This window comes from Gordonia sp. (in: high G+C Gram-positive bacteria), assembly GCF_052106715.1.
GTDB lineage: Bacteria > Actinomycetota > Actinomycetes > Mycobacteriales > Mycobacteriaceae > Gordonia.
Map to the genome: position 1 here is coordinate 20,046 of NZ_JBQEDL010000012.1, position 26,174 is coordinate 46,219.

Below are 26,174 nucleotides of genomic sequence, written 5' to 3' on the forward strand. Positions count from 1 at the left end.
TTCTAGCCGTCGACTCGCCGGATTTCGCGAGCGAGGTCGGCGAGCAACTCGGGGTCGGCGCGGTACGGGGTGTTGAAGCCGAGACGATCGACCGACGATCCGTACCGTCGCAGGACCTCGGCCGCGCCATCGGCGGGATCGTCCACCGTCACTGCGACGGCGTCGACAAGGTCGTCGGGCACGAGTCGGGCGATCGACTGCCAGTCGCCGTCCCTGGTGAGTTCGCGGAGCCGCGGTTGGAGATCGCCGAAACCGACCGAGTCGAGGACCCGGCGGTAGGCGGGCGTCGAACCGTAGAATCCGATCTGAGCCCGGACCGCGGCCCGCGCGGCGGAACGCTCGGTGTTGTCGCGTCCGACGATCACCATCGCCGAATGGTGCACGGCGGGACGCGAGCGGCCGGCGGCGCCGTCGTCGAGCGCGACGAGCGTCGTGTTGCGCAGGAACTCCGGAGTGGCTAGCGGATGGGACAGGAATCCGTCGGCGACTTCGCCTGCGACTCGGGTCATTCGCGGCCCGACACCGGCGAGCCACACCGGCGGGGGACCGAAACCGTCGACGTCGCCTGCCTCCGGTCGGAACAGCGGCGGCATGAGCGTCTGCGTGTAGAACTCGCCGCGGTGGTCGAGGCGTCCGCCGGTGAGCCAACTGTCCCAGATGGCTCGGGCCGCGGTCACCAGGTCGCGCATCCGGTCGGCCGGATGACTCCACGGCATCGAATAGCGTCGTTCGATGTGCGGCCTGATCTGGGTGCCGAGCCCCAGCACGAACCGCCCGCGCGAATACGCCTGGAGGTCCCAGCCCATGGTCGCCAACAGCAATGGGTTCCGCCCGAACGCGACGGCGATCGACGTGCCGAGAGTGAGGGTCTCGGTGTGCTCGGCGGCGAGGAGCAGCGGCAGGAACGGGTCGTGTGCGCCCTCGAAGGTCCACACCCCGTCGTACCCGGACTCCTCAGCGGCGGCGGCGCGTGCAGGCATCTCGCCGAGTGGGCAGGTGAGCGTGGTGTCGACGAGCATACGCGGTTATCCGATCTCGAACAGGCGGGCCGCGTTGTCGTGCAGGACCCGGCGCGACCAGTCGTCGCCGAGGTTGAGGCGGAGCACCGCGTCGACGGCGTGCGTGTATCCGTACGGGATGTTCGGAAAATCGCTGCCGAACAGGATCTTGTCACCGAGGTCGGCCACGCGGGGTAACAGGTCGCGGGGATACGGGGCGTCCTGCTCGGAGAAGTCGGTGAACGACATGGTCGTGTCGAGTCGGACGTTCTCGAACCTCTCAGCGAGCGAGAGGAATTCGGTGTACTCGGGGGTCCCCATGTGGGCGACGATCAACGGCAGCGTCGGGAATCGGGACATCAGGGTCTCGATCGGTTCGGGTCCGGTGAAGGTACCGGGGGCGGGACCGGAGCCGCAGTGAATGACCACCGGCGTCTGCGCATCGTCGATCGCACCCCAGACGTCGTCGAGCAGCGGATCGATCGGTGAGTACTCGCCGACCTGCACATGCGACTTGAAGACCCGGGCCCCTGCGTCGATCGCCCCTCGCACGTAGTCGCCCGCTCCGGGTTCGGGGTAGAAGGTCGACGTGTGCAGGCAGTCGGGGTGTCCGGCCGCGAAGTCGGCGGCCCACGAGTTGAGCCATTGCGCCATCCCCGCCTTGTGCGGGTAGAGCATCGACGAGTAGGCGAGGACGCCGAAGTCGCGGAGCCTCTCGACCCTCGCTTCCTCGTCGGCGCGATAGGTGATCGGCCACTCGCGGCCGATCATCGGTCCGGCCGAATCGAAGTACGCCCACACCTTGTCCAGAACGCGGCTCGGCATGAAGTGCGTGTGGACGTCGATGATTCCGGGGAGTCCGAGCCCCTCCCAACGCTCACGAACGGCACTCGCCTCGGCCGCAGAGAACGGCTCGATCCCGTGGTCCTCGCACATGCCTGTGACGCTACCCACCGTGAGTCAGTCGTGTTCTGCAGACTCGGCGATCGCGGCGATCAGTCCATCGCGTCCGGGGAACTCCTTGGGGCGGACCATGATCGCCTCGCAGGTGGCAGTCGGTCCGTCGTCGTCCCGGATCTCTGCTCGGACGAATGTCTTGCGGCCCTGCGATTCGGTGATCTCGGCACGCAGGGATATCGTCCCGAGCCTGGTCGGACGGAGATACCGCACGGTCAGGGTGCCGGTGAAATGTGGGACCGAATCGATGCTGCTCGCGCATTCCCCGACGAGTTGGTCCAGGAGGAGTGCCAAGACGCCGCCGTGCACGTGGCCGCCGGGTCCCTCGTATGCGGCGCCGAGCGCGACCTCAGCGGTCGCGACGCCGTCGGATCCGACCGACCGCAGGGGAGGCGCTATCGCGTTGCGGACGCCCATGGCTGCGTTGCCCCACGGCATGCCGACGAGATCGCGAGTGAACGGCACGCCGAATCCACCCGGCTTCTGGTCGGTACGCAGGCGCGCGACGATGTCGTCGATCTGTCGCCGCGCGTCGTCGAGCGTCGCGTCGTCGACGTCGGTGCGGATCACTGCGTCGATGAGGCCCCGGACGGAGTCGGTGAGCGGCTCGACCACACCGATCCGGCGTGCGATCTCATCGGCGTTGACGTCCTCGAGTCGAAAGTCCATCGGCCACCTCGGAGTGTCGGGGGAGCCGCGACGTGGCGGCTCCGGAGAAGATGGGGCAGGTTGGGTCCGTCCAGGCAGGAGTAGATCGAGTAACAGCGGACCCGACTGAAACGTATTCCATATCTGCGCCGACTACCAACCGGATTCTATTCTGGACAGGTGTCTGGACTTTATTTCGGTTCGCGAGTACGGTCGGTCGCATGTCCACTTCCTTGGAAACCGAATCCACTCGTCGACGGCTCACGCCACAGCAGGCCGAGAAGATCGCGAGGATGACCGATGCGGCGGTCGAGATCGTGTTGGCGGACGGATTCGACAAGCTGTCGGTGCGCGACGTCGCGAAGCGGGCCGGGGTGGCTCCGGCGACGGCGTACACGTACTTCAGCTCGAAGGGGCACCTCGTCGCGGAGGTGTTCTGGCGTCGACTCGCGGTCGGCGTCCCCGAACCGGATCCGGCGTCGCCGGTGTTCGAGCGTGTCGCGCAGGTCCTGCGCGGAGTGTCGATGGTCGTCGCAGGGGAGGGGCAACTCGGCGGCGCGGTCACGGTCGCGCTTCTGTCCGACGATCCGGAGTCGCAGCATCTGCGACTCCGGATCGGTGGCTTCATCCACGACCGACTGGCGGCGGCAGTCGGCGACGACGTCGACGACCCACGGGGGCTCGTCGACGCGCTCCAGATGCTGTACGCGGGCGGCCTGGTGACTGCGGGCATGGGGCACCTCAGCTACGAGGCGACGTCGGATCGTCTCGTCGCGGCCGCCGCACTGCTGATGGGACGCGACGCATGACAGTCGCTGATTCGGGTATGCAGCAACGGGTTCCGTTCGACCCGTACGACTACGCCTTTCATGAGGATCCGTATCCGACGTATGCGCGGCTGAGGGCCGAAGCTCCCGTGTACCGAAACTCAGAGGGCGACTTCTGGGCGCTGTCGCGTCACGACGATGTCGCCGACGCCTTTCGGGACAATCTTCGACTGTCGAACAGTTGGGGCGTGTCGCTGGACCCGACCGCCTATAACGAGAACGCCGAGTACGCGATGAGCTTCCTCGCGATGGACGATCCGCGGCACCTGCGTCTGCGCAAGCTCGTCTCGAAAGGCTTCACACCGCGCCGTGTCGGCCAGCTCGCCCCCCGTATCGCAGAACTGACCGCTCAGCACTGGGATCGGTGCCTGGAGATGGGCGAATTCGACTTCGTGCACGACTTCGCCGGACTACTTCCGATGGACGTGGTGTCCGAACTCCTCGGCGTCGGGGAATCCGATCGCGCGCACCTGCGGGCACAGTCGGATCTGTTGATCCACCGCGAAGAGGGTGTCACCGACGTCCCACCCGGCGCGATCAACGCCTACCTCGATCTGCACGGCTTCTACACCTCGCTCCTGGCCGAGCGCCGCAAGAACCCAGGCGAGGACCTGGTGTCGGCGCTGACGACCGCAGAACTCGTCGACGGAGGCGAACGCACTGCGTTGGGGGACGAGGAGATCGTCGGCTTCATGATGCTGATGGTCGTGGCCGGTAACGAGACCACCACCAAGCTGCTCGCGAACTCGATGTTCTGGGGTGGGCGCGACTCGGACCAGATCGCCCCGATCATCGCGGCGGCGACCGACGAGGACGCCGCCCTCGAAGCCGTCGCTCCATGGGTGCAGGAGACGTTGCGCTACGACACATCCACCCAGATGTTGATCCGCCGAGTCGTCGAAGACGTCGAGTACGGCGAGTTCACGATCCCGGCGGGCGACCGGGTTCTGCTGTTGATCGGATCGGCGAACCGAGACGAGGAGGTCTTCGGTGAGGACGCCGACCAGTTCGTGATCGGACGTGACAGCGACCGCACCATCATGAGCTTCGGCCTGGGCACACACTTCTGTCTCGGTGCGCACCTCGCTCGACTGGAGACCGAGATCGGTCTGGCGAAGATCGCTCAGACCGTCAGCTCGTTCGACATCGACTTCGAACGTGCGGCCCGCGTTCACTCGGTGAACGTCCGCGGCTTCGCCGACCTCCCCATGACCGTGAAGGCCCGGTGACCCACGATGAGATTCCAACCTCACCCCGACCGTCGACCCGTTCTCGTCGCAGGCGCATCGTCCGGGATCGGCGAGGCCACCGCCCGACGTCTGGCCGGTCTCGGCTATCCGGTGGCGCTCGCCGCCCGCCGAATCGACAAGCTCACCGCACTAGCCGACGAACTCAACGGTGCAGGCGGTGAAGCGCTCGCCGTAGAACTCGATGTCACCTCGACCGAATCGGTGGCCTCGGCAATGAGATCCGCGCAGGACGCACTCGGCCCGATGGAGATCGTGGTCTCCGGGGCGGGTGACCTGCAGATCGGCCGCGCCCATGAGATGTCGGTGGACGAGTGGGCGGCACAGATCGACGTGCACCTGGTCGGCGCCTACCGGCTGTATCGCGCAGTGGTGCCCGATATGATCGAACGACGCCGCGGTGACTTCGTGTTCATCAGCTCGGATGTGGTCTCGCACCCGCGACCCTGGTCGTCGGCGTACGTCGCGGCCAAGTACGGCGTCGAAGGGCTCGTCGCGACCGCATACATGGAACTCGAAGGCACGGGCGTCCGCGCCGGTCTGGTCCGACCAGGTCAGACGATGACCGGTATGGGGATGAATCTCGATCAGAAGGCCACCGAGGAGATGCTCGGCGACTGGGTCGAGTTCGGTCTCGCCCGACACGGGCACTTCCTGGTACCCGACAACCTCGCGCACGCGGTCGAGGCGATGGTGACGCTCCCGCCCGGGGCGCACATGAAAGCCGTCGACGTCGAGGCCGAAGGCAAACTGACCGCCACGACCTCTGGCTGAGCCTCGCTGCCGGTCGAGCCCTTCGACTCTGCTCCGAAGAACCGGAGTCGAGATCCTTCCGCTGATCGAGCGGAGTCGAGATCCTTCCGCTGATCGAGCGGAGTCGAGATCCCCCAACCCCCGAAAACATCAACAGTCTCAAGGAGAACCGACATGACTGCTGTCACCTCTAAGCGCGTGTCCGGCGGGGCAGGCGAGCATGGCCATCTCGACGAGATGGCCACCGATCCGATCGCTCTGTTCCAGCGGGTGCGCGACGAGTGTGGCGACGTCGGGGCGTTCCAGTTGGCCGACCGCGAAGTGGTTCTGGTCAGCGGCGCAGCCGCGAACGAGGAGTTCTTCCGTGCCCCCGACGACGTGCTCGATCAGGCGGCAGCGTATCCGTTCATGACACCGGTGTTCGGCGAGGGCGTCGTCTTCGACACCAGCCCGGAACGGCGCAGCGAGATGCTGCACAACCAGGCGCTCAAGGGTGCGCACATGAAGCAGCACGCGGTGACCATCCCCCTCGAGGTCGAACGCATCATCGCCGACTGGGGCGACGAAGGGGAGATCGACCTTCTGGAGTTCTTCGCCGAACTGACGTTGTACACGTCGTCGTCGTGTCTGATCGGCGGCAAGTTCCGCGAGGAGTTGGACGCCCACGTCGCTCATCTCTTCCACGACTTGGAGAAGGGCACGGACCCGATCGCGTACGTCGACATGCACGCCGACATCGAGAGCTTCCGGCGCCGCGACGCCGCCCGCGCCGAACTCGTCGAGTTCATCGGGAAGGTCATGCAGGGACGGGTCGAGAACCCGCCGGAGAACAAGGACGACCGTGACCTGGTCGACGTGCTCGTCTCGCTGATGAACGACGACGGCTCACCGATGTTCGACGCGAACACAGTTACCGGCATCTTCATCTCGATGATGTTCGCCGGCCACCACACGACGTCGGGCACAGCGGCGTGGACGCTGATCGAGTTGTTGAAGAATCCCGATCATCTCGCGCAGGTCACCGAAGAGCTCGACGGGATCTACGCTGACGGCATCGAATACTCGTTCGCGGCGATGCGGCAGATTCCGAGACTCGAAGGCGCTCTCAAGGAGGCTCTGCGCCTGCATCCGCCGCTGATCATTCTCATGCGTGTGGTGCAGGAGGCGTTCGAGGTTGGCGGCGTGACCGTGGAGAAGGGGCAGTCGGTCGCGGTGTCGCCCGCCGTCTCGAATCGTCTGCCAGAAGACTTCCCGGACCCCGACTCGTTCGATCCGGACCGGTACGCGGAAGGCCGTAAGGAAGACCTCGTCAACAGGTGGACGTGGATCCCGTTCGGTGCGGGTCGTCACCGGTGCGTTGGCGCTCAGTTCGCGATGATGCAGCTCAAGGCGATCTTTTCTGTCCTGTTGCGCAACTACGAGTTCAGCCTCGTCCAGGAGCCGGACAGCTACCGAAACGATCACTCGAAGATGGTCGTCCAGCTGCAGCAGCCGTGCCGCGTGGCCTACCGGCGCCGGGACGTGAACGGCACTGAGACTGCCGCCGAGGCGTCGTGATGCGCGTCGTCGTCGATCTGGATCTGTGCCAGGGGCACGGGATGTGCGAGATGGAGGCCCCCGACGTCTTCGAAGCGGGCCGGGACAGCGTCAACCTGCTCGATGAGACCCCCGACGAGTCGCGCCGCGCCGAGGTCGAAGCCGCCGTGCAATTCTGTCCGACGCAAGCCCTGAAGATCCTCGAGGAGTGAACCGATGATTGATCGACTGACCAAGGATCAACTCGCCGCACTCGTGCCGGAGTTGCTGTTGACCGGACAGCTGATCGACCGGAGCGGCATGGCGCACCTCATCTCGGCGTTCGGTCGGGAAGGCATGGCGCAGGTCGCGATCGAGGAGTGGATGGCCGCCAGTCCCGTGTACACGGGACGCATCCGGGCGGCGCTCGGCATCGACGGCGACGGCGTCGTCGACATGTTCAAGTGCCTGCAGTTCGACATCGGTGCACCGCCTCAGTTCATGGACTTCCGGTACCGCGTCGACGACGATCATCACGGAGCGTTCGTGCTGGACCACTGCGGCGCATTGCTCGACGTCGAACCGATGGGCGAGGAATACGTGACCGCGATGTGTCACACCATCGAGGACCCGACGTTCGACGCGACGGCCATCGCGACCAATCGGCGAGCGCGCATCCGACCGGTGCATCGTCCGCCGCGAGTGCCTGCCGACCGTGCGCCGCACTGTGAATGGGTGGTGACGATCGAGCCCGATCGCGAAGAACTTCCGCTGCCGAAGGTGACTGAACCGATGCTGGTCACGCAGGCCGCGGCGGTGGAGCTGACCCCGATCGACGTGGACGCGACGGACGGGTTCGTCGACTATCGCGGGCCACTCATGGAGGACGTGAACTTCGCCGAATGGTCGACGTCGGCGCTGCGACGAGTACTGGAGGAAGTGACTCTCCAGCACCAACTTCTGGCGCTCGGCTTCCTCGACGCAGTGAGTCGCCGCGCAGACGACATCGCGACGGACGGTATTTTCGACAAGCAGCTCATCGGCATTGCGGGCATCGCCTCCGAGCGAGTGCGGTCGGCGGTGTGCGAGGACCGTTCTGACGCGGAGGCGCTCGCCGACGTACTGAATCTGAATCCGGTGTTCGGTCCGCGGCAGTACACGGGTTTCTACGCCGAGGCGATCGACGACGAGCGGGTCGAGGTCCACATCTCCCGTGATTCGAAGGCACTGGACGACGGCGGGTGGCTCCGTCTCCTCGACGAGGGCAGGCTGGACGCCCTGCAGGCCGCGGCGACCGCGGTCGACCCGACGTGGGTCGTCGGCGAGAGGATCGACACTCCGCTCGAGAGAGTGGTCCGCATCGGCCGCGGCGAACCGCAGAGCGAGACAGGCGAGGTTGCGATCGTCCGGTTCTCCGGCGGAGCATCGTTCACCTTCGCCGACCGCGGGCCGTCGCGTGCGCTCCCGTTGACGGTGGTGTGACCAGCGAGCGTGTGTCTGTTTCAGCCGGTTGAGTGAGCGAAGCGAGTCGAACCCCTCACCCTCGCCTCAGACGTCGAAACGCACGTCCGCCGTCGCATGCGCGAGCAGTGTCCCGTCGTCGTCGCGCAGATCGGCGTCGAACACCGACAGTCGACGCCCGAGCTTGACCGGGGTGACGCGGGTGTGGATACGGCGCCCGTCGACGGCGGGGGAGCGTAGGAACGCGACGGTGAAGTCGATGATCTGGTACTGCTGGCCTGCGCGTGTGTAGTGCTGGGCGCCGAACGAACAACCTTGGGCGACGACCGCGCCGATCACTCCGCCGTGCATTGTGCCCATCATGTTGCCCATCCACGGCGCGGTCTCGGTCGTGTAGCTGAGGCCGTCGTCGTCCGCGGCAGAGATCGACCCGCCGAGAAGCTCGGCGATCGGGCCGATCGGCGCGCCGCGTCGGATCTCGTCGATCACTTCTCTTCCGGTGGCGTCGGCGGGCGGACCGCCGACGGCGGGCAGGTCGTTCAGGCCCTGAGGGGTGGCGGAGGCTGACCCGGCGTCAGTGTTCTGTGCGCGGCCCACCCGGACGTTGCGCGCGAGACCTGAGCAGAGCACTCGGCCGTCGGTGCCGGTGATCTCGACAACGGTGGTCCCGTACTCGTGGGAGGACATGCGCAGATCCGCGGTCGCCTGCAGTCTCTCGTCGATGCTCGGACGGGCCAGCATCGACATCGTCAAGCGCGACTGCAATGATGACGCGGACGGATCCTGGAAGTAGAAGCGGTATCCGCCTAGATCGTCGAACAGTACGGCTAGTGCGGGCAGTTCGATGAGGCCGCGGTGGTCAGTGACCGACGTGCCGAGGTACTGATGCATCACGGCTCCGTCGAAGCCCTCGTCCCGGCCGACGGCGAAAGCGTTGAATGGGTCGGCAGGGCTGTGGCTCATATCGACCTGTCTACCAGGGGCATTCATGTGACCGGTGTCGCAGGCGACGGCATCGTTCGTAGAAAAAATCAGTCATGCTTGATTATTTCGGAGTCGTATGTGACGCTCGACGCATGATGATCGCTGACGATCTGCGGGCTGAGTACGCCGCGCTCGACGACCTCGTCGCGGACCTCCCCGCCGACCATTGGTCCAGGTTGACGCCCGCACCGGGATGGACGATCGCGCATCAGATCGGTCATGTCTTCTGGACCGACCGGGTGTCGTTGATCGCGGCGACCGATCCCGACCGATTCGAGATCGATGTCCTCGCCGTGGGGATGGACCACGCGGCTGGCTTCGTCAACGCCGCAGCCGAACTCGAGGCTTCGCGTCCGCCTGCCGAGGTCCTTGCCGACTGGCGCGAGACGCGCAGCTCACTCGTCGACGTCCTCGTCGCCGTTCCCGACGGTGTCCGCCTCCCGTGGTTCGGGCCGCCGATGTCTGCGCCGTCGATGATGACCGCGCGAATCATGGAGACCTGGGCGCACGGGCTCGACGTGGCAGACGCGCTCGGGGTGAGCGTCCAGCCAACCGACCGGCTTCGCAACGTGGCGCACATCGGTGTCCGCACACGAGACTTCGCCTACCTGGTGAACGGGCTCACGCCGCCGCTCGAGCCATTCCGTTTCGAGCTGACCGGACCAGGGGGCGACGTGTGGACGTGGGGCCCGGATGAGGCGTCGAACACCGTTCGCGGACCCGCCCTGGACTTCGCAGCACTCGTGACTCAGCGCCGTGCCCTGGCCGACCTCGATCTCGCACTCGTCGGTGATGACGCGACGCAATGGGCATCGATCGCGCAATGTTTCGCAGGCCCGCCCGGACCGGGGCGGCCCCCCTTGAAGGAAGGACACTGATATGGCTTCCGACTCCGTCCGGATCGGCAACGCATCCGGCTTCTATGGGGACCGGCTCAGCGCCGTGCACGAGATGTTGGATGGCGGCAGCCTGGACTACCTGACCGGTGACTACCTCGCCGAATTGACCATGTTGATCCTCGGGAGGGATCGCCTCAAGGATCCGTCGCGCGGCTACGCCAAGACGTTCCTGCGGCAGATGGAGACCAGCCTCGGGCTCGCCGTCGACAAGAACGTGAAGATCGTGGTCAACGCGGGCGGACTCAATCCGCACGGACTGGCCGTCGCACTCCGCGAACTCGCCGAGAAACTCGGCGTCGACGCCCAGGTCGCCTTCGTCAACGGCGACGACCTCGCGCCGCGCGCGGCTGAACTAGGACTCGGCACGCCGATCACTGCCAACGCCTATCTCGGCGGCTTCGGTATCAAAGCCGCGCTCGACCGGGGGGCCGACGTCGTCGTCACCGGTCGCGTCACGGACGCTTCCCTGACCGTCGGTCCAGCTGCGTCTGCGTTCGGCTGGGGCTACAGCGACCTCGACGCGCTTGCGGGCGCGGTGGTCGCGGGCCACGTGATCGAGTGCGGAACACAGGCCACCGGCGGCAACTACTCGTTCTTCCGCGAGATCTCGATGGACCGCCCGCTCGGCTTCCCAATCGCCGAAGTCGCCGTGGACGGGTCGTCGATCATCACGAAGCACGGCGGCACCGGCGGCGCCGTGAGCGTCGGGACGGTGACAGCGCAACTCCTGTACGAGATCCAGGGGCCGCGGTATTACAACCCGGACGTCACCGCGCTGATGGACACGATCGAACTTGCGCAGGCCGGCGCCGATCGCGTCGCGATCTCCGGCGTGCACGGCGAAGCGCCGCCCAAAGACCTCAAGGTCTCGCTCAACCACCTCGCGGGGACGCGCAACGAGATCGATGTCGTGATCACTGGTCTCGACGTCGAGGAGAAGGCCGCCCTCTTCCGGAACCAGTTCGAGGCGGCGCTGCCGACGAGGCCCGCCGAGATGACCTGGGAGCTGTCCCGTCTCGACAGGGCCGACGCCGACACACAGGAGCAGGCCAGCGCTCTGCTGCGGTGCGTCGCTCGCGACACCGATGCCAAGGCGGTCGGCCGTCCGTTCAGCGCGACCGCCGTCGAACTGGCGCTGGCCAGTTTCCCCGGCTTCACTCTGACGTCACCGCCGGGCAACGGGGCGCCGTACGGCGTCTTCGAACCGGGTTACGTCGACGCCGGACTCGTCGAGCACCGTGTCAATCAGCCCGACGGCGTCTCCGTCCTGATCGAGCCGTCCCCCTTGCGCACCGAACCGACGGGCGACGTCAGCGTTCCCGACTCAGATGTCGTGTACGACTGGGGACCCACCCGGCGTGCACCGATCGGCGAGCTCGTCGGCGCTCGCAGCGGCGACAAGGGCGGCAGCGCCAACATCGGCGTGTGGACTCGTGGCGACGCCGAGTTCGCCTGGCTCGACCAGACGCTGACCGTCGCCATACTCAAGGAACTGTTGCCCGAGGTGGCAGACCTGAGGGTTCACCGATACCGGCTCCCGAAGATCAACGCCCTCAACTTCGTCGTCGAAGGCGTCCTCGGTCGCGGCGTTGCCGAGAACGTTCGCTTCGATCCGCAGGCCAAAGGTCTCGGCGAGTGGCTTCGATCGCGAGTGGTGGACGTGCCAGTGAGCCTGACCGAGTGAGCGCACCGAGCGGCCGACGACGGGGTCTCGATACGTCCTCGCCTAGCGGCTCGGACTACTCGACCAGCCTGGGGGACTACGCCACCGGACTCGTTATTTCAGAAGGAGAACAATGCCCATAACCAGTCCACTGTGGGACAGCCCGGAGCGGCTCGCGCTACGCGAGACCGTCGCCAGGTTCGTACGACGACACGTGATCGGTCGCCAGGACGAGTGGGAACGGACCGGTCTGATCCCGCGAGAACTGCACCTGGCCGCGGCCGAGATCGGCCTGTTCGGGCTCGGGGTTCCGGAAGAGCTCGGCGGATCTGGCGGCGACCTGATCGACGCGACGATCCTCGGCGAGGAGTTCCACTACCGAGGCGGAGCAGGCGGTGTGTTCGCGTCGCTGTTCACCAACGGGATCGCCCTGCCACATCTGATCCGCGCGGGTGACCCTGCGCAGATCGAGAGGTGGGTGCGTCCTACCCTGGAAGGCCGCATGATCGGCAGCCTCGCGATCACCGAGCCGAGCGGCGGCAGCGACGTCGGACACCTCAGGACGACGGCCGAACGCTTCGAAGACCACTATGTCGTCAACGGCGCCAAGACCTTCATCACCTCGGCCGTGCGTGCCGACTTTGTGGTCACCGCGGTCCGCACCTCGGGGACCGGTGCCTCAGGGGTGTCCCTACTCGTCATCGAGAAGGGTACGCCGGGATTCGAGGTGGCGCGCAAGCTCGACAAGATGGGCTGGCTCTCGTCGGACACCGCGGAACTGTCGTTCATCGACGCCCGGGTGCCGCGCGAGAACCTCGTCGGTCCGGAGAACTCCGGCTTCGCGCAGATCGCGCAGGCGTTCGTCACCGAGCGAGCAGCACTTGCGGTGCAGGCGTACGCGAGCGCGCAACGCTGCCTCGACCTGACGCTCGACTGGGTCCGCGACCGCGAGACCTTCGGTCAGCCGCTCATCACCCGGCAGTCGGTGCAGGACTCGGTCACCGAGATGGCGCGCCGGATCGACGTCGCACGTACCTACACACGTGCCGTCGTCCAGCGGCGAGTCGCCGTCGAGTCGGGTCAGGTCACACCCGGTGCGAACGACGACCTCATCGCCGAAGTCTGCTTCGCCAAGAACACCGCCGTCGAGGCGGGCGAATGGGTCGCGAACAGAGCCGTCCAACTGTTCGGCGGCATGGGGTACATGCGCGAATCCGAGGTGGAGCGCCAGTACCGCGACATGCGCATCATCGGCATCGGCGGCGGCACGACCGAGATCCTGACCGGTCTGGCCGCGAAGCGACTGGGGTACCAGTCGGGCCGAGCCCAGTGAAACCGAACCCAGAGAGATGAAGCCAGTGGGAGGAACCCTGACATGACTGTTCTCAAGTCTCGGGTCGACACGACGTCCGACGAATTCGTCGCCAACGCCGACGTCATGAACGCCAGACTCGCCGACCTCGACGTCGAGTTTCGCGCCGTGCTGGTGGGCGGCGGGGAGAAGTACGTGCAGCGGCACCGTGAACGCGGCAAGCTGACTGCCCGCGAACGCATCGAGATGTTGATCGACGAGGATTCGCCGTTCCTGGAACTGTGTCCGCTCGCCGCGCACGGATCCCAGTTCACGGTCGGCGCATCGGTCGTGGTCGGCCTCGGCGTCGTCGAAGGCGTCGAATGCATGATTGTCGCGAACGATCCGACGGTCAAAGGTGGGACCTCGAACCCGTGGACGCTGCGGAAGATTCTGCGCGCCAACGATATCGCGCTGCAGAACCGGCTCCCGGTGGTCTCGATGGTTGAGTCTGGCGGTGCTGATCTTCCAACGCAGAAGGAGGTGTTCGTTCCGGGTGGTCGCATGTTCCGGGATCTGACGCGGCTGTCGGCCGCCGGGATTCCGACGATCGCGCTCGTGTTCGGGAACTCGACGGCGGGCGGTGCCTACGTTCCCGGCATGAGCGACCACGTCGTGATGATCGATGAACGTTCCAAGGTGTTCCTCGGTGGTCCGCCACTGGTCAAGATGGCGACCGGCGAGGTCAGTGACGACGAGGAGCTCGGCGGTGGCGCGATGCACGCGCGCACCTCGGGTCTCGGTGACTACCTGGCAGCAGACGAGCAGGACGCGGTCCGTATCGGACGACGGATCGTCGCCCGACTCAACTGGCGCAAGAAGGGGCCGAAACCGGCGGCCGACGTCGTCGCGCCCCGCTACGCCGAGGAGGAACTCCTCGGCATCGTGCCCGGCGACTTGAAGATCCCGTTCGATCCACGCGAGGTGATCGCACGCGTCGTCGACGGCAGCGACTTCGACGAATTCAAACCGGAGTATGGGGCGTCGTTGTGCACCGGCTGGGCAATGATCCACGGGTACCCGGTGGGGATCCTCGCGAACGCGCAGGGCGTTCTGTTCTCGCAAGAGGCACAGAAGGCCACGCAGTTCATTCAACTCGCCAATCGCAGCGACACGCCGCTGCTGTTCCTGCACAACACGACCGGCTACATGGTCGGCAAAGAATATGAGCAGGGAGGCATCATCAAGCACGGCGCGATGATGATCAACGCGGTCTCCAACTCGACGGTCCCGCACATCTCGGTCCTCGTCGGCGCCAGCTACGGAGCGGGCCACTACGGAATGTGCGGCCGAGCCTACGATCCGCGATTCCTGTTCGCCTGGCCGAGCGCAAAGAGCGCCGTCATGGGGGCGCAGCAGTTGGCAGGCGTGATCTCCATCGTGTCCCGCGCGGCGACCGAGGCCCGCGGCGGCGTCGTCGACGAAGAGGCGGACGCCGGGATGCGGGCGATGATCGAAGCTCAGATCGAGGCGGAGTCGGTTCCGACGTTCCTGTCGGGGATGCTCTACGACGACGGGGTGATCGACCCGCGTGACACGCGCACGATCCTCGGTCAGACGTTGTCCGCGATCGCGACCGCGCCCGTCGAGGGCACAAGCAACTTCGGCGTTTTCCGGATGTGAGGAGAGACTCCATGACTACGACAATCACGTCCGTACTGGTCGCCAACCGCGGCGAGATCGCGTGCCGGGTGTTCACCACGTGTAAGGCCATGGGGCTCGGCACCGTCGCCGTGTACTCCGATCCGGACGCTGACGCACCCCACGTCCGAATGGCCGATTCGGCTGTGGCGCTTCCCGGTTCGACATCGGCGCAGACCTATCTTCGACCCGAGAAGATCATCGCGGCTGCGCAGGCCGCAGGTGCCGACGCCATTCACCCCGGCTACGGATTCCTTTCGGAGAACGCCGATTTCGCGCGCGCTGTGATCGACGCCGGTCTGGTGTGGATCGGTCCGCCCGCGGACGCGATCACGGCGATGGGCTCTAAGGTCAACGCCAAGGAACTGATGGCGAAGGCCGGAGTCCCCGTGCTCACCGACATCGACCCCGACGCGGTGACCGAGTCGGACCTGCCGCTGCTCATCAAGGCGTCCTCGGGCGGCGGAGGACGCGGGATGCGGGTGGTCCGCGACGTCGCCGAACTCGACGACGCGGTCGCGGCCGCCCGGCGAGAAGCCGAATCGGCGTTCGGCGACCCGACGGTGTTCTGCGAACCGTACATCGACCGGGGCCACCACATCGAGGTACAGGTGATGGCCGACGAGCACGGCACCGTGTGGGCGGTCGGCGAGCGTGAATGCTCCATTCAGCGGCGCCACCAGAAGGTGATCGAGGAGGCTCCCGCACCTCTCGTGCAGCGGGTCGGCGGGGACATGCGCGAACGCCTGTATGCGGCGGCCCGCCTGGCCGTGGGCTCGATCGGATACCGAGGCGCGGGAACCGTGGAGTTCCTCGCCGATCAGAACGGCAGCTTCTTCTTCTTGGAGACGAACACCCGCCTGCAGGTGGAACACCCGGTGACCGAGTTGACGACCGACACCGACCTCGTCGCCTGGCAGATCCGCGTCGCGGAGGGCGAGGCACTGCCCGCTGACGAGCCGGTCACGAGCGGGCATTCGATTGAGGTCCGCTTGTATGCGGAGGACCCGGGCAATGACTGGCAGCCTCAGTCGGGCACGGTCACTGCCTTCGACCTGCCGGCCGCCGCGCAGTTCGAGCTGCTGACCCGTCCCGGTATCCGTGTCGACTCCGGAATCGCGGCGGGCAGCGAGATCTCCACGTTCTACGATCCGATGCTCGCCAAGGTCATCTCGTGGGCGCCGACGCGGGACAGGGCGGCGGCGATGCTGGCCCGGGCGCTGGCCGATGCGAGGATCCACGGGCTGGTGACTAACCGAGACATGCTCGTCCGGACATTGCGCGACAAGACTTTTCGATCCGGGGACACCGACACCGCATACCTCGACACCGTCGGACTCGACGTCCTCGCGGCACCGCTCGCCTCCGACGACGACGTCGCGACTGCGGCCCTCGCCGCTGCGCTCGCTTCCTCGGCCGCGAATCGGTCGGCGGCCCGCGCGGTCGGCTCGTTGCCGTCAGGCTGGCGCAACATCGCGTCCGGCTATCAAACCAAGACGTACACGAGCCCCCAGGGCGGCGAGATCGTGGCGCGATACCGGATCGGTCGCGGCGACATCGAGCTCCCCGATCTAAGCGATGCGACCGTCTGCTCGGTCGCTGCGGACGAGGTCGTCATCATGTCCGGCGGAATCACCAGACGGTACTCGGTGACTGCGGCCGAGCACGGGGCCGTGAACGTCGACTGGCCGGGCGCGTCGGTCGCGCTCACCCGTGTGCCGCGCTACATCGATCCGGCAGCTCAGACACGGCCCGGGTCGCTACTCGCGCCGATGCCTGGATCGGTGATTCGAGTCGCCGCGTCCGAAGGAGACACCGTCACAGCCGGTCAGCCATTGTTGTGGCTGGAGGCCATGAAGATGGAGCACACCATCAGCGCACCGTCGGACGGCGTCGTATCGGTCCTCGCAGTCGAAGCCGGCCGCCAAGTGTCTGTTGGCGACGTTCTCGCCGTCATCACCGAACCGGAGGCCCTGGCCGCCGGTCGAGCCGGACCTGAGACCACTCTCCGCCGGTCGAGCCGGACCTGAGACCACTCTCCGCCGGTCGAGCGGAGTCGAGACCACTCTCCGCCGGTCGAGCCGGACCTGAGACCACTCTCCGCCGGTCGAGCGGAGTCGAGACCACTCTCCGCCGGTCGAGCGGAGTCGAGACCACCAGATAGGAATCACCCATGACCTTCATCGAGACCGAAGAACGCAAGGCCCTCCGCGAGGCCGTCCGCGGGCTGGCGAGCAAGTACGGCCAGCAGTACTTCTTGGACTGTGCCAACACCGACCGTAAGACCGACGAGATGTGGAGGGAAGCAGGAGAACTGGGCTTCATCGGCGTCAACCTCCCGGAGGAGTACGGCGGTGGCGGCGCGGGCATGTATGAGTTGGCGATCGTCATGGAGGAGATCGCCGCAGCCGGAACCGGCTTGCTCATGCTCGTCGTGTCACCGGCGATCTGCGGCAACATCATCGCCAAGTTCGGCACGGACGAGCAGAAGCAGCGGTGGATTCCCGGTCTCGCTGACGGCAGCATCACCATGGCGTTCGGCATCACCGAGCCAGACGCCGGATCGAACTCGCACAACATCACGACCACGGCGCGCCGGGACGGCGACGAATGGATCCTGTCCGGCCAGAAGGTGTTCATCTCGGGCGTCGACCAGGCGCAGGCCGTGTTGATCGTCGCGCGTACGGAAGACGCCAAGACCGGCCGTCTCAAGCCTGCCCTGTTCATCGTGCCGACCGATGCGCCCGGCTTGAGTCACACGATGATCGACATGGACCTGAAGAACCCCGAGAAGCAGTTCACCCTGTTCCTCGATGAGGTCCGGCTCTCTGGCGACTCACTCATCGGCTCCGAGGACGCAGCCCTGAGCCAGCTGTTCGCGGGGCTCAACCCGGAACGGATCATGGCGTCGGCGTCCGCCGTGGGCATGGGTCGCTTCGCACTCGAGAAGGCCGTCGCCTACGCGAACGACCGCACCGTGTGGAAGGCCCCGATCGGCTCTCATCAGGCGATCTCGCATCCGCTCGCGCAGTGCAAGATCGAACTGGAGATGGCCAAACTGATGATGCAGAAGGCCGCGACGTTGTACGACGACGGTGACGAGTGGGGTGCCGCCGAGCCGGCCAACATGGCCAAGTATGCGGCAGGTGAAGCCTGTGTGAAGACCGTCGACCAGACGGTGCAGACGCTCGGCGGCAACGGTCTCACCGTGGAATACGGTGTGGCAGCGATGATCCCGTTGTCGCGCCTGACTCGAATCGCTCCGGTGAGCCGAGAGATGATCCTCAACTTCGTGGCGCAGACGAGTCTTGGGTTGCCGAAGTCGTACTGATCGGAGTCTCGATCGTCCCGGGACTCGGACGACGCGACCAGGCCGAGCGGGACAATGTTCGACGGGACACCCGGAACGGCTCGCAGGCGATGGCAGTGAAGAATGTGATCGAACAACACTCAAGGGAAGCAAGATGACCGAGACTCTTGTCCGCACACAGGTGCGGGCGGCGATCGCGACGATCACGCTCGACTCGCCGGCGAATCGGAACGCGTTGAGTTCGGTGCTGGTCGCGCAGTTGCGGAAGGCGCTGGCCGACGCAGCGTCGGACGACGCCGTCCGCGCCGTCGTGCTGACTCACACCGGAGGTACGTTCTGTGCGGGTGGAGACCTGAAAGAGGCGCTCGGCCGCGGTCTCTCGCCGGAAGAGGCGACGGCCGAGGGGACGAGGGCGATGACCGATCTGATGGGGGCGATGCTCGAGATGCCGAAACCTATCGTGACAGTGGCCGACGGTCATGTGCGCGCGGGCGGCTTCGGTCTGCTCGGGGCCGCGGACATCGCGATCGCCGGGCCGAAGGCGACGTTCGCGCTCACCGAGTCGCGGCTGGGCCTCGCCCCGTCGATGATCTCCCTCGTGTTGTTGCCGAAGATGTCGGCACGAGCCTCGGGCCGCTTTTTCCTGACCGGTGAGACGTTCACGGCACACGAGGCACAGGAGTCGGGCGTCGTGAGCCGTGCACTCGGATCCGCCGACCACCTCGATCACGAACTCGAGTGCATCTGCGAGGGCATCCGGAAGGCATCGCCACAGGGTTTGGCCGCGTCGAAGGCGTTGACCACCGCCGATGTCCTCGCCCAGTTCCGGTCGAGTGCGGATACCCGTGCTGCCGAGTCGGCGGCATTGTTCGCCTCCGAGGATGCACACGAGGGCATGACGGCGTTCATGTCGAAGCAGAAGCCGTCATGGGACGCGAGCGCGTCGTGAACGTGCCGACCCGTGAGCCCCAGCAGGACCGCTCTCGACTGACGCGTGAACGGTTGCTGGCATCGACGGTCGACCTCCTCGCCGATCACGGGTGGGCAGCGGCGACTGTCGCTCGCGTGGCCGAAGTTGCGGGAGTCTCGCGCGGTGCCGCACAGCATCACTTTCCGACGCGGGAAGCGCTGATCACTGCGGCGCTCGATCAGATGTTCCACGACCTGACCGCCCTCGCAGCCGATGACCTGGACGATTTGCCTGCCGGACCGGAACGGATCGAGGTCGTCGTCGAGCGCGCTGTCGACATCTATGTCGGACGGAATTTCCGTGCAGCACTGCAGGTGTGGGCGGCCGCAGCGTCCGACCAAGCGCTCCGTGAACAGATCTTGCCGTTGGAGGCCAAATTCGCGCGCGCCGCGCACACCATGACACTCGCAGGCCTCGACCCCGAGGGAACGGACCCGAATGCGTACCGGCTCGCGCAGGCCACACTCGACCTCGCCCGAGGTCTCGGCCTCGCCGGGACGCTGTCGGACGACTCGCGTCGTCGCGCGCAGGTCGTCAGGACTTGGGTCGAGCAGTTGACGGCGGCACTCGGGAGTCCCTGAACTGTTATAGGTCGCTGTCCCAGCGGACGACCGATCCGATGATGTCGGGGAATTTCTTCTCCGCATACCTGAGGTAGTCGTCGATGTGCTCGCTCATCGCGGCCATCGACGCGTCGGCGTCGCGGTTGCTCATCGCGGTGAAGATCGACCGGTGCGCGGCCAGGGTCGCCTTTCGGCGCGCCTGCGGGAAATCCATGCCGACGATCGTGCTGTTGGTGACTTCGAGCAGGGAGTCCGCGAGGTATCCGAGGAGGGGATTGTCGGTCGACCACGCGATGATGTCGTGGAATTCTTTATTGGCTTCCAGGAAGGCGCGCCGGTCGCTCTTGAGCGCCGCCGACATCCGCTCCACCGTGGCGCCGACTTCGGCTAGTCGTTGGTCGGAGATGTTGGCCGCCGCCAACTGGGTGATGACCGGTTCGATGGACAGTCGCGCATCGAAGATCGATCGCAGTGGGGCGTTCCGCAACTGCATCAGCAGCACGAATGCACCCGATAGGAATGCGCCGGTCGGTTTCTGTAGGACCGGCCCGCCGCGAGGTCCGGGCTTCATGACGACGACGCCCTGGAACTCGAGTAGGCGCAGCGCCTCGCGAAGGGTACCGCGCCCGATCTGGTACTTCTCGACCATGATCTTCTCGGAGGGCAGGAGGTCGCCGGGACCGAGTCCGGCATCGAGCGCTTCTTGAACGATCCGCTGGCTGACGACCACCGCGGCCTTCGGCGACCGCGACGGGCCCGTCACCTGTGGACTCCGATCGCCGAACGCTCGAACCTACCGGTGTGCACTCGAATGACCCCCTCTGACCGACGGCCCGCACGCGCACAGTCTGCGCAGCGGACGAAACATGACAGACATCACGGTACTACTGGCGACGACGTGCCGGACGCAGTGGTCACACGACGACACCGGCCGACTACTGAACTCAGCAGTCGGCCGGTGCGGGGAGGGAGTCGCTTCGTCAGGAGAGGCTCCGACCAGGAGTCGGGGCGCGGACCTGGCAGGAGGATCAGGTGGCGTTGACTTCGTGCATATCGATCACTGCGCCTGCAGCCGCGAAGTTGGCCATGTCGGCGCTGCCTGCTTGGCCCTCGGGCGACGACAGGCCTGCGATCGCGGCCTCCTTCGAGTCGAAGGTGAGGACACCGACGACGAAGTGCTCGGGCGTGGTTCCGTCGAGCGTCTCGCAGACGCCCCATTCGAACTTCGCGCCGGGCATCGTCGCGGTCAATGGGGCGTGGACCGTGCGGTAGTGCTCGAGGAACTGTTCGGGGTTCTCGGGGTGGTTGTAGTTGACGGTTATACGGAACACGGGCGGGTCCTCTCTCTACAGCGAATCGAGGTGGGCGGAGACTGCGGTGCAGACGTATTCGACGCCGGCGGCCGACCCCGGGAGGATATTCACGAACTGGAAGAAGCCGTGCATCTGGCCGTCGAACACGCGTGTCTGGACGGGCACGCCCGCCGCCTCGAGTTTGGCGGCGTACGCCTCGCCCTCGCCGCGGAGCACGTCGTGCTCGGCGATCGCGATCAGGGCGGGCGCGGTGCCTGTGACGTCGCCCTGTAGAGGAGAGACGTTCGGATTCGCACGGGTGCCGGCGTCCGGGGTGTACAACTCCCAGAACCAATCCATCGCCTTCTTATCGAGCATCAGCTGGTTGGCAGGATCGAGGTAGGTTGCGTTGTCGGTGTCGCTGTCGGTGACCGGGTACACGAGCGCCTGGAATGAGATGTCGGGGCCGCCCGCGTGAGCAGCCTGCTGTGCGACGACTGCGGCGAGGTTGCCTCCGGAGCTGTCGCCGCTCACGATGAGGGGGAGTCCGGAGAAACGCTCCGCGGTCCAGACGAGAACGTCCCACGCATCGTTGGCTGCGGTGGGATAGACGTTCTCCGGTGCCAGACGGTAGTCCGGCAGGACCACGGTGCATCCGGTGCCCACTGCGAGTTGCCTTGCGAGCGTGTCGAATTGGTCCGGAGTGCCGATCACCCAGCCGCCACCGTGGTAATAGACCAGCACGCCGCGCGGGTTGTCGGAGGGGGAGAGGATTCGCACCGGGATCTGATACCCGTCGGCCGCGTCGACAGCCAGATTCTCCACAGAGGCCATATCGGGGCCCGGCCCGTACAGGTCGATGAAGCCGTCATTCATCGCGCGGACTTCGTCCGGTGTCATCTCGTACAGCGGCTTGCCGCCACCCTCGGCAGCCTGCGCGAGGAATGCTGCGGTCGCTTCGTCCAAACTCATTCTGAGGTCGCCTTCTCGTCGATCGACTAAGGAATATTGATGCTCATCATAAGTATGGAACCTAGAAGGTGTCAACGATCACAGCGGCGTTTGAGATGTGCTCGAGACTATGTGCATGATTGGGTCGAGTCGGTCCAGAATCGTGTGGGCTGTGAATGCGAGTGAGGAGAACTGATGACGAACGAGTCCACGATCGAGACAGTGCTGGACGGGCGTGCGTTCCTCGAGTGCCCCCGATGGCGTGACGGTCGGCTCTGGGTCTCTGACCTGTATGCCCACGAGGTTCTCTCGGTCGGTGACGGCAATGATGTGCGACTCGAGGCCCGGATGGCGGATCAGCCATCGGGACTCGGTTGGCTGCCGGACGGGCGGTTGCTGATCGTGTCGATGGTCGACGGGAAAGTCCTCGTTCGCGACGACGCGAACGATCCGGAGTCGATGTCCGAGCACGCCGACCTCTCACGACTCGCGACTGGAAAGCTCAACGACATGACCGTGGACGAGCGCGGTCACGCGTTCATCTCGACGTTCGGTTTCGAGTTCCGTTCGCGCTCCTACGTCGAGTCGGCGGTTCTGCTCCACGTTGCCCCGGACGGATCGTCGAGAGTGGCCGCGAACGACTTGCTCTTCCCCAACGGTTCGGTGATCCTGGGCTCGCTTGACGACGGCGTCCGCACGTTCGTCGTCGCAGAGAGCATGGGCAATCGCCTGACTGCGTTCGATCTCGATCAGGCGGGTGCCTTGACGCGGCGGCGAGTGTGGGCCGCATTCGGTCCGGAGGTTCCCCGAACCTCTGTGCGCGACGCGATGGCGGCTTCTCAGGTCGCTCCGGACGGCATCTGCATCGGCGAGAACGGCACGATCTGGGTGGCCGACGCGCTCAATCGTCGGGTCATTCGCGTCGCCGAAGGCGGGGAGGTCCTCGACGAGAAGCGTTTCGACACAGGGGTGTTCGCGTGTGCGGTGGGCGGTGCGAACCGAGACGTGCTCTTCGGGTGCGCTGCTCCGTCGTCGTCGGAGCACCAACGCCGCGACACGCGGGATGCCAGCCTGCTTGCCGTTCGGATCTGACGGCGGAGGGGAGCCGGCCGGTCAGTCAGGCCATCTGCGGTAGCCCAGGCTCAGTGTGGTGCACGTCAGTGCGACGAAGACGACGGCTGCGTACCCGAGGCCTGTCACCATGCCGAACGCACTTACGACGAAGCCGGTGGACACCGAGAGGACGCTGGTGAATCCGTAGGCGATTGAGGCGTACTGCGATGCGATGCGACCCTGATCCACCGGCTGTAGTCCGGCGGTGACGATTCTCAACCCGTTCGCGTAGGCGAATCCCTGTCCGACACCCCACACCACGCAACACACGATGATCGTCGGCAGGCTGCTCATCCAGACGCCGAGAAAGCAGAGGACGGCGCCCGCGCCGATCGCACACGCGCTCACAGGCGACCGCAGCGGCGCGATGATGCGCGGCGCGATGCAGGCGACGCCGATGAGCACGATAGGACCGAGAGCCGTGACGAGGATCGACCCGGAACCCGTCATATCGGTGACGACCGTCGGGAGCAGCCCGACGACCACCCCGCCGATCGCCCATCCGGCGGTGCCGAGCGCGAACCCGGCGAATCGCACGCGAGGTGAGTGAACCCGAGGTGAGTGGGCCTCGGCCACCGGGAAGCCGGTCGGCTCGTCAACCGATCCTCGGATGAGGTGCGGCACGGTGTCTCGCGACCTCGCGTGGGTCACCGCCAGTGCGACGGCTGCGAGCGCCAGTAGGGCGAGGTGGATGTAGTAGACGGTAGTGGTGGGCCCGGGCAGTATGTCGGCGACGACGGCTGCGAGCAGTAGGCCGAGGAACGATCCGAGCAGTGTGCCGGTCGCGGCGATCGCGCGGCCGCGTTCTCCCCTGGTCGCCAGGACGATGGTCGCCGCCGCACCGGTCCCCAGTCCGACCGAGACGCCGACCAGAACCCGACCCACGAACAGCCACGCGACGGTGTCCACGCCGACGAGCAGTGCCAGGTCGCCGGCGAAGCACACGGCGACGGCGGCGGCAAGCATGTGCGTGGAGTACGCGGGGAGGCGAGTGCGGGCGACGACGGTGAACGTTGCGACGAGTCCGACCAGATATGCGGCGAACAATGCGGTGACCGTGACGGTGCTCAGATCCAGTCGGTCGCGGTATATCGGCAGTAGCGGGCCAGGGATGTTCGAGCCGACCACGAGAAGGCAGAACGCGACCGTGGCGGCCGATCCATAGGCCGCTGCTAAGCGGGACCCTGGCGAGTCAACCGATGAATAAATCGCTCTCACCTGCTCGTACTCCACTTCCTCGGTCACTCTCTGAGCAATTCTTTGATCTGCGCACTTTACTTCTATCATGATAATGGTTAGCGTGATTAGCATCACGAGACGTCGATCACGTGATGCCTATGCAGTGGCACATATCTCGTCGACAGCGGCGACGGGCGACTCTGAGGAGAACTTGATGAAGACAATGGGTGCGCTGATCTGGGAGCCCGGGACTCGGTCGGGCTGGAGCGTCGAAGAGATCGAGATCGATCCGCCGAAGAGCCGAGAGGTGAAGGTGAAGCTCGCGGCGTCGGGCATCTGTCACAGTGATGACCACGTCGACACCGGTGACATCCCGCTCGACTGGGCACCGATCATCGGCGGACACGAAGGCGCGGGCATCATCGAAGAGGTCGGTCCCCACGTCACCGACTTCGAGGTCGGCGACCACGTCGTCCTGTCATTCATGCCGGCATGTGGTCACTGCGAGAAGTGCAACGTCGGACTGACCAACCTGTGCACGATGGGTGCCGGCGTCCTCGGCGGGTTCGCGCCCGACGGAACCTATCGCGTTCACGCGCGGGGGCAGGGCGTCGGCCCGTTCTCCTACCTCGGGACCTTCGCGCCGTACGTCGTGGTCAACATCGATTCGTGTGTGAAGATCGGCAAGGACATCCCACTCGACAAGGCCGCGCTCATCGGGTGCGGCGTACCCACCGGATGGGGGTCGTCGGTGTACGCCGCCGACGTCCAGCTCGGAGAGACCGTCGTCGTCATCGGCACCGGCGGAGTCGGTATGAACGCCGTGCAGGGTGCTCTGCACAAGGGCGCGAAGAACCTCATCGCAGTCGACCCGGTCGAGTTCAAGCGTGACCAGGCCAAGAAGTTCGGCGCCACCCACACGGTCAGTGACATGACGCAGGCCGCAGAGCTGGTCTCCGACATCACTAACGGGCAGGGCGCCGACAAGGTGCTCATCACCGTCGACGTCGCCCACGGCGAGTTGCTCAATCCGGCGCAGGAGATGGTGTGCCGCGGCGGGACCCTCGTGCTCACCTCGGCCGCCCCGGTCACCCAGCGCGACGTCCCGTTCGACCTGTTCACCTTCGCGATGAGCGGTAAGCGTCTGCAGGGCACTCTGTACGGCTCGACCAATGCGCGACGGGACATCCCGCTGATCGCCGACATGTACCGGCGCGGCGAGTTCAAACTCGACGAGCTGGTCACCAAGACCTACGAACTCGAGCAGGTCAACGAGGCCGTCGCCGACATGCGCGAGGGCAAGAACATCCGCGGCGTCATCATGTACGACCTCTGACCCCGGCCGACGATCACCTGAGAGGACACTCATGCGAGCAGACGACATCCACGACATCGTGCGTGCCACCAACCTGTACGCACGCGGTCTCGACCTCGCCGATCCGGACGAGGCCGCGTCGGCCTTCGCCTCGGACGGCGTGTGGGATGCGACGGCCGTCGGACTGGAACGCTACGAGGGGTATGACGCCATCCACGCGTTCTTCGTCGCCGACGCAGCAGCCGTGGAACGCGGTGCTCACATCCTGACCAACCACATCATCGACTTCGACGACGATGATCACGCGCACGGCACGAACTACGTGTTCGCAGAGGCCGAGATGAAGAACGGCGCCGCGATCAAGGCGATCGCGCTCAACCGCGACAAATACGTCCGCACGTCAGACGGCTGGAAGATCTCCGAACGCGTCATCTCACCGATGACCACCCCGCAGATGGACGGCTTCGAAGTCTGACCGACACCACTGCCTGACTCCCGCTCGGTGAGCGTCCGTCTCGGCCCGTCCTGGCCGGGAAG

The 26,174-nt window shown here is 65.9% G+C and carries 25 protein-coding genes; 17 read left to right on the plus strand and 8 right to left on the minus strand.

The genetic code is table 11. The annotated features are described in order from the left end of the window. Positions 1-2: 2 nt before the first annotated feature. The 3 genes from ACTIMF_RS08155 to ACTIMF_RS08165 are packed head-to-tail and all read right to left on the minus strand — an operon-like array spanning position 3 to position 2,624. Positions 3-1,019 (minus strand): TIGR03617 family F420-dependent LLM class oxidoreductase, encoded by a 1,017-nt coding sequence (locus ACTIMF_RS08155; RefSeq protein ID WP_442349776.1) that lies wholly within the window; start codon positions 1,017-1,019, stop codon positions 3-5. 6 nt (positions 1,020-1,025) lie between these two features. Beyond that, the gene (locus ACTIMF_RS08160; RefSeq protein WP_442349777.1) at positions 1,026-1,934 is read right to left on the minus strand and encodes an amidohydrolase family protein; all 909 of its coding nucleotides are present in this window, start codon (positions 1,932-1,934) and stop codon (positions 1,026-1,028) included. A gap of 24 nt (positions 1,935-1,958) precedes the next feature. After that, entirely contained in the window at positions 1,959-2,624 is a 666-nt protein-coding gene (locus ACTIMF_RS08165) for a PaaI family thioesterase (RefSeq protein ID WP_442349778.1), read from the minus strand. Between the two features lie 200 nt (positions 2,625-2,824). On the opposite strand from ACTIMF_RS08165, the gene ACTIMF_RS08170 reads away from it, so the two are divergent. The 6 genes from ACTIMF_RS08170 (at position 2,825) to ACTIMF_RS08195 (ending at position 8,427) form a co-directional block, all read left to right on the plus strand. Then, the gene (locus tag ACTIMF_RS08170) at positions 2,825-3,412 is read left to right on the plus strand and encodes a TetR/AcrR family transcriptional regulator (protein ID WP_442349779.1); all 588 of its coding nucleotides are present in this window, start codon (positions 2,825-2,827) and stop codon (positions 3,410-3,412) included. Then, positions 3,409-4,659, plus strand: coding sequence for a cytochrome P450 (locus tag ACTIMF_RS08175; protein WP_442349780.1), 1,251 nt, complete (start codon positions 3,409-3,411; stop codon positions 4,657-4,659). Before ACTIMF_RS08170 ends, ACTIMF_RS08175 begins: the two co-directional genes overlap by 4 nt. 6 nt (positions 4,660-4,665) lie before the next feature. Further along, positions 4,666-5,451 (plus strand): SDR family oxidoreductase, encoded by a 786-nt coding sequence (locus ACTIMF_RS08180; RefSeq protein ID WP_442349781.1) that lies wholly within the window; start codon positions 4,666-4,668, stop codon positions 5,449-5,451. A 153-nt stretch (positions 5,452-5,604) separates the two neighbouring features. Then, positions 5,605-6,987, plus strand: coding sequence for a cytochrome P450 (locus ACTIMF_RS08185; protein ID WP_442349782.1), 1,383 nt, complete (start codon positions 5,605-5,607; stop codon positions 6,985-6,987). Continuing rightward, complete coding sequence (locus ACTIMF_RS08190; protein ID WP_442349783.1) at positions 6,987-7,178, plus strand: ferredoxin; 192 nt, start codon at positions 6,987-6,989, stop codon at positions 7,176-7,178. Before ACTIMF_RS08185 ends, ACTIMF_RS08190 begins: the two co-directional genes overlap by 1 nt. Positions 7,179-7,182: 4 nt before the next feature. Further along, positions 7,183-8,427 carry a hypothetical protein gene (locus ACTIMF_RS08195; protein ID WP_442349784.1) on the plus strand — a complete coding sequence of 415 codons (1,245 nt, stop codon included), beginning with the start codon at positions 7,183-7,185 and terminating at the stop codon, positions 8,425-8,427. A gap of 66 nt (positions 8,428-8,493) precedes the next feature. On the opposite strand, the gene ACTIMF_RS08200 is transcribed toward ACTIMF_RS08195, so the two are convergent. Then, complete coding sequence (locus tag ACTIMF_RS08200) at positions 8,494-9,369, minus strand: PaaI family thioesterase (RefSeq protein ID WP_442349785.1); 876 nt, start codon at positions 9,367-9,369, stop codon at positions 8,494-8,496. Between the two features lie 113 nt (positions 9,370-9,482). Between ACTIMF_RS08200 and ACTIMF_RS08205 the strand changes: the two genes are divergently transcribed. The 8 genes from ACTIMF_RS08205 to ACTIMF_RS08240 all read left to right on the plus strand — a co-directional run bounded on the left by ACTIMF_RS08205 (position 9,483) and on the right by ACTIMF_RS08240 (position 19,805). Then, positions 9,483-10,268 carry a TIGR03084 family metal-binding protein gene (locus ACTIMF_RS08205; RefSeq protein WP_442349786.1) on the plus strand — a complete coding sequence of 262 codons (786 nt, stop codon included), beginning with the start codon at positions 9,483-9,485 and terminating at the stop codon, positions 10,266-10,268. A gap of 1 nt (position 10,269) precedes the next feature. Continuing rightward, complete coding sequence (locus tag ACTIMF_RS08210; RefSeq protein WP_442349787.1) at positions 10,270-11,973, plus strand: acyclic terpene utilization AtuA family protein; 1,704 nt, start codon at positions 10,270-10,272, stop codon at positions 11,971-11,973. Between the two features lie 112 nt (positions 11,974-12,085). Then, on the plus strand, positions 12,086-13,285 hold the full coding sequence (locus ACTIMF_RS08215) for an acyl-CoA dehydrogenase family protein (RefSeq protein ID WP_442349788.1): 1,200 nt from the start codon (positions 12,086-12,088) through the stop codon (positions 13,283-13,285). A 42-nt stretch (positions 13,286-13,327) separates the two neighbouring features. After that, a complete protein-coding gene (locus tag ACTIMF_RS08220) occupies positions 13,328-14,926 on the plus strand; it encodes an acyl-CoA carboxylase subunit beta (RefSeq protein ID WP_442349789.1) in 1,599 nt (532 codons plus the stop codon). 11 nt (positions 14,927-14,937) lie between these two features. Continuing rightward, positions 14,938-16,974, plus strand: a complete 2,037-nt coding sequence (locus tag ACTIMF_RS08225; protein ID WP_442349790.1) for an acetyl/propionyl/methylcrotonyl-CoA carboxylase subunit alpha — start codon at positions 14,938-14,940, stop codon at positions 16,972-16,974. Positions 16,975-17,117: 143 nt separating this feature from the next. Continuing rightward, positions 17,118-18,275, plus strand: coding sequence for an acyl-CoA dehydrogenase family protein (locus ACTIMF_RS08230; protein ID WP_442349791.1), 1,158 nt, complete (start codon positions 17,118-17,120; stop codon positions 18,273-18,275). 133 nt (positions 18,276-18,408) lie between these two features. Beyond that, positions 18,409-19,203, plus strand: coding sequence for an enoyl-CoA hydratase family protein (locus ACTIMF_RS08235; RefSeq protein ID WP_442349792.1), 795 nt, complete (start codon positions 18,409-18,411; stop codon positions 19,201-19,203). After that, complete coding sequence (locus ACTIMF_RS08240) at positions 19,182-19,805, plus strand: TetR/AcrR family transcriptional regulator (RefSeq protein WP_442349793.1); 624 nt, start codon at positions 19,182-19,184, stop codon at positions 19,803-19,805. Before ACTIMF_RS08235 ends, ACTIMF_RS08240 begins: the two co-directional genes overlap by 22 nt. Positions 19,806-19,809: 4 nt before the next feature. Here ACTIMF_RS08240 and ACTIMF_RS08245 read toward each other — a convergent pair whose 3' ends face one another. From ACTIMF_RS08245 to ACTIMF_RS08255, 3 genes are all read right to left on the minus strand, one after another. Continuing rightward, the gene (locus tag ACTIMF_RS08245; protein WP_442349794.1) at positions 19,810-20,550 is read right to left on the minus strand and encodes a FadR/GntR family transcriptional regulator; all 741 of its coding nucleotides are present in this window, start codon (positions 20,548-20,550) and stop codon (positions 19,810-19,812) included. A gap of 265 nt (positions 20,551-20,815) precedes the next feature. After that, on the minus strand, positions 20,816-21,118 hold the full coding sequence (locus ACTIMF_RS08250; protein WP_442349795.1) for an EthD family reductase: 303 nt from the start codon (positions 21,116-21,118) through the stop codon (positions 20,816-20,818). A 15-nt stretch (positions 21,119-21,133) separates the two neighbouring features. Then, complete coding sequence (locus ACTIMF_RS08255) at positions 21,134-22,051, minus strand: alpha/beta hydrolase (RefSeq protein ID WP_442349796.1); 918 nt, start codon at positions 22,049-22,051, stop codon at positions 21,134-21,136. A 174-nt stretch (positions 22,052-22,225) separates the two neighbouring features. Between ACTIMF_RS08255 and ACTIMF_RS08260 the strand changes: the two genes are divergently transcribed. After that, positions 22,226-23,122: an SMP-30/gluconolactonase/LRE family protein gene (locus ACTIMF_RS08260; RefSeq protein ID WP_442349797.1), complete on the plus strand. Its 897-nt coding sequence runs from the start codon at positions 22,226-22,228 to the stop codon at positions 23,120-23,122. Between the two features lie 21 nt (positions 23,123-23,143). On the opposite strand, the gene ACTIMF_RS08265 is transcribed toward ACTIMF_RS08260, so the two are convergent. Next, on the minus strand, positions 23,144-24,454 hold the full coding sequence (locus ACTIMF_RS08265; protein WP_442349798.1) for an MFS transporter: 1,311 nt from the start codon (positions 24,452-24,454) through the stop codon (positions 23,144-23,146). 82 nt (positions 24,455-24,536) lie between these two features. Here ACTIMF_RS08265 and ACTIMF_RS08270 point away from each other — a divergent pair, with 82 nt between their 5' ends. After that, positions 24,537-25,658 (plus strand): NDMA-dependent alcohol dehydrogenase, encoded by a 1,122-nt coding sequence (locus ACTIMF_RS08270; protein ID WP_442349799.1) that lies wholly within the window; start codon positions 24,537-24,539, stop codon positions 25,656-25,658. 31 nt (positions 25,659-25,689) lie between these two features. Further along, on the plus strand, positions 25,690-26,112 hold the full coding sequence (locus ACTIMF_RS08275; RefSeq protein WP_442349800.1) for a nuclear transport factor 2 family protein: 423 nt from the start codon (positions 25,690-25,692) through the stop codon (positions 26,110-26,112). The last annotated feature ends 62 nt before the right edge of the window (positions 26,113-26,174 follow it).

Bases quoted from the DNA above. Each gene is read 5' to 3' on its own strand.
- ACTIMF_RS08155 (WP_442349776.1), bottom strand. From the start codon at position 1,019: ATGCTCGTCGACACCACGCTCACCTGCCCACTCGGCGAGATGCCTGCA.
- ACTIMF_RS08160 (WP_442349777.1), bottom strand. From the start codon at position 1,934: ATGTGCGAGGACCACGGGATCGAGCCGTTCTCTGCGGCCGAGGCGAGT.
- ACTIMF_RS08165 (WP_442349778.1), bottom strand. From the start codon at position 2,624: ATGGACTTTCGACTCGAGGACGTCAACGCCGATGAGATCGCACGCCGG.
- ACTIMF_RS08170 (WP_442349779.1), top strand. From the start codon at position 2,825: ATGTCCACTTCCTTGGAAACCGAATCCACTCGTCGACGGCTCACGCCA.
- ACTIMF_RS08175 (WP_442349780.1), top strand. From the start codon at position 3,409: ATGACAGTCGCTGATTCGGGTATGCAGCAACGGGTTCCGTTCGACCCG.
- ACTIMF_RS08180 (WP_442349781.1), top strand. From the start codon at position 4,666: ATGAGATTCCAACCTCACCCCGACCGTCGACCCGTTCTCGTCGCAGGC.
- ACTIMF_RS08185 (WP_442349782.1), top strand. From the start codon at position 5,605: ATGACTGCTGTCACCTCTAAGCGCGTGTCCGGCGGGGCAGGCGAGCAT.
- ACTIMF_RS08190 (WP_442349783.1), top strand. From the start codon at position 6,987: ATGCGCGTCGTCGTCGATCTGGATCTGTGCCAGGGGCACGGGATGTGC.
- ACTIMF_RS08195 (WP_442349784.1), top strand. From the start codon at position 7,183: ATGATTGATCGACTGACCAAGGATCAACTCGCCGCACTCGTGCCGGAG.
- ACTIMF_RS08200 (WP_442349785.1), bottom strand. From the start codon at position 9,369: ATGAGCCACAGCCCTGCCGACCCATTCAACGCTTTCGCCGTCGGCCGG.
- ACTIMF_RS08205 (WP_442349786.1), top strand. From the start codon at position 9,483: ATGATGATCGCTGACGATCTGCGGGCTGAGTACGCCGCGCTCGACGAC.
- ACTIMF_RS08210 (WP_442349787.1), top strand. From the start codon at position 10,270: ATGGCTTCCGACTCCGTCCGGATCGGCAACGCATCCGGCTTCTATGGG.
- ACTIMF_RS08215 (WP_442349788.1), top strand. From the start codon at position 12,086: ATGCCCATAACCAGTCCACTGTGGGACAGCCCGGAGCGGCTCGCGCTA.
- ACTIMF_RS08220 (WP_442349789.1), top strand. From the start codon at position 13,328: ATGACTGTTCTCAAGTCTCGGGTCGACACGACGTCCGACGAATTCGTC.
- ACTIMF_RS08225 (WP_442349790.1), top strand. From the start codon at position 14,938: ATGACTACGACAATCACGTCCGTACTGGTCGCCAACCGCGGCGAGATC.
- ACTIMF_RS08230 (WP_442349791.1), top strand. From the start codon at position 17,118: ATGACCTTCATCGAGACCGAAGAACGCAAGGCCCTCCGCGAGGCCGTC.
- ACTIMF_RS08235 (WP_442349792.1), top strand. From the start codon at position 18,409: ATGACCGAGACTCTTGTCCGCACACAGGTGCGGGCGGCGATCGCGACG.
- ACTIMF_RS08240 (WP_442349793.1), top strand. From the start codon at position 19,182: ATGGGACGCGAGCGCGTCGTGAACGTGCCGACCCGTGAGCCCCAGCAG.
- ACTIMF_RS08255 (WP_442349796.1), bottom strand. From the start codon at position 22,051: ATGAGTTTGGACGAAGCGACCGCAGCATTCCTCGCGCAGGCTGCCGAG.
- ACTIMF_RS08260 (WP_442349797.1), top strand. From the start codon at position 22,226: ATGACGAACGAGTCCACGATCGAGACAGTGCTGGACGGGCGTGCGTTC.
- ACTIMF_RS08265 (WP_442349798.1), bottom strand. From the start codon at position 24,454: ATGCTAATCACGCTAACCATTATCATGATAGAAGTAAAGTGCGCAGAT.
- ACTIMF_RS08270 (WP_442349799.1), top strand. From the start codon at position 24,537: ATGAAGACAATGGGTGCGCTGATCTGGGAGCCCGGGACTCGGTCGGGC.
- ACTIMF_RS08275 (WP_442349800.1), top strand. From the start codon at position 25,690: ATGCGAGCAGACGACATCCACGACATCGTGCGTGCCACCAACCTGTAC.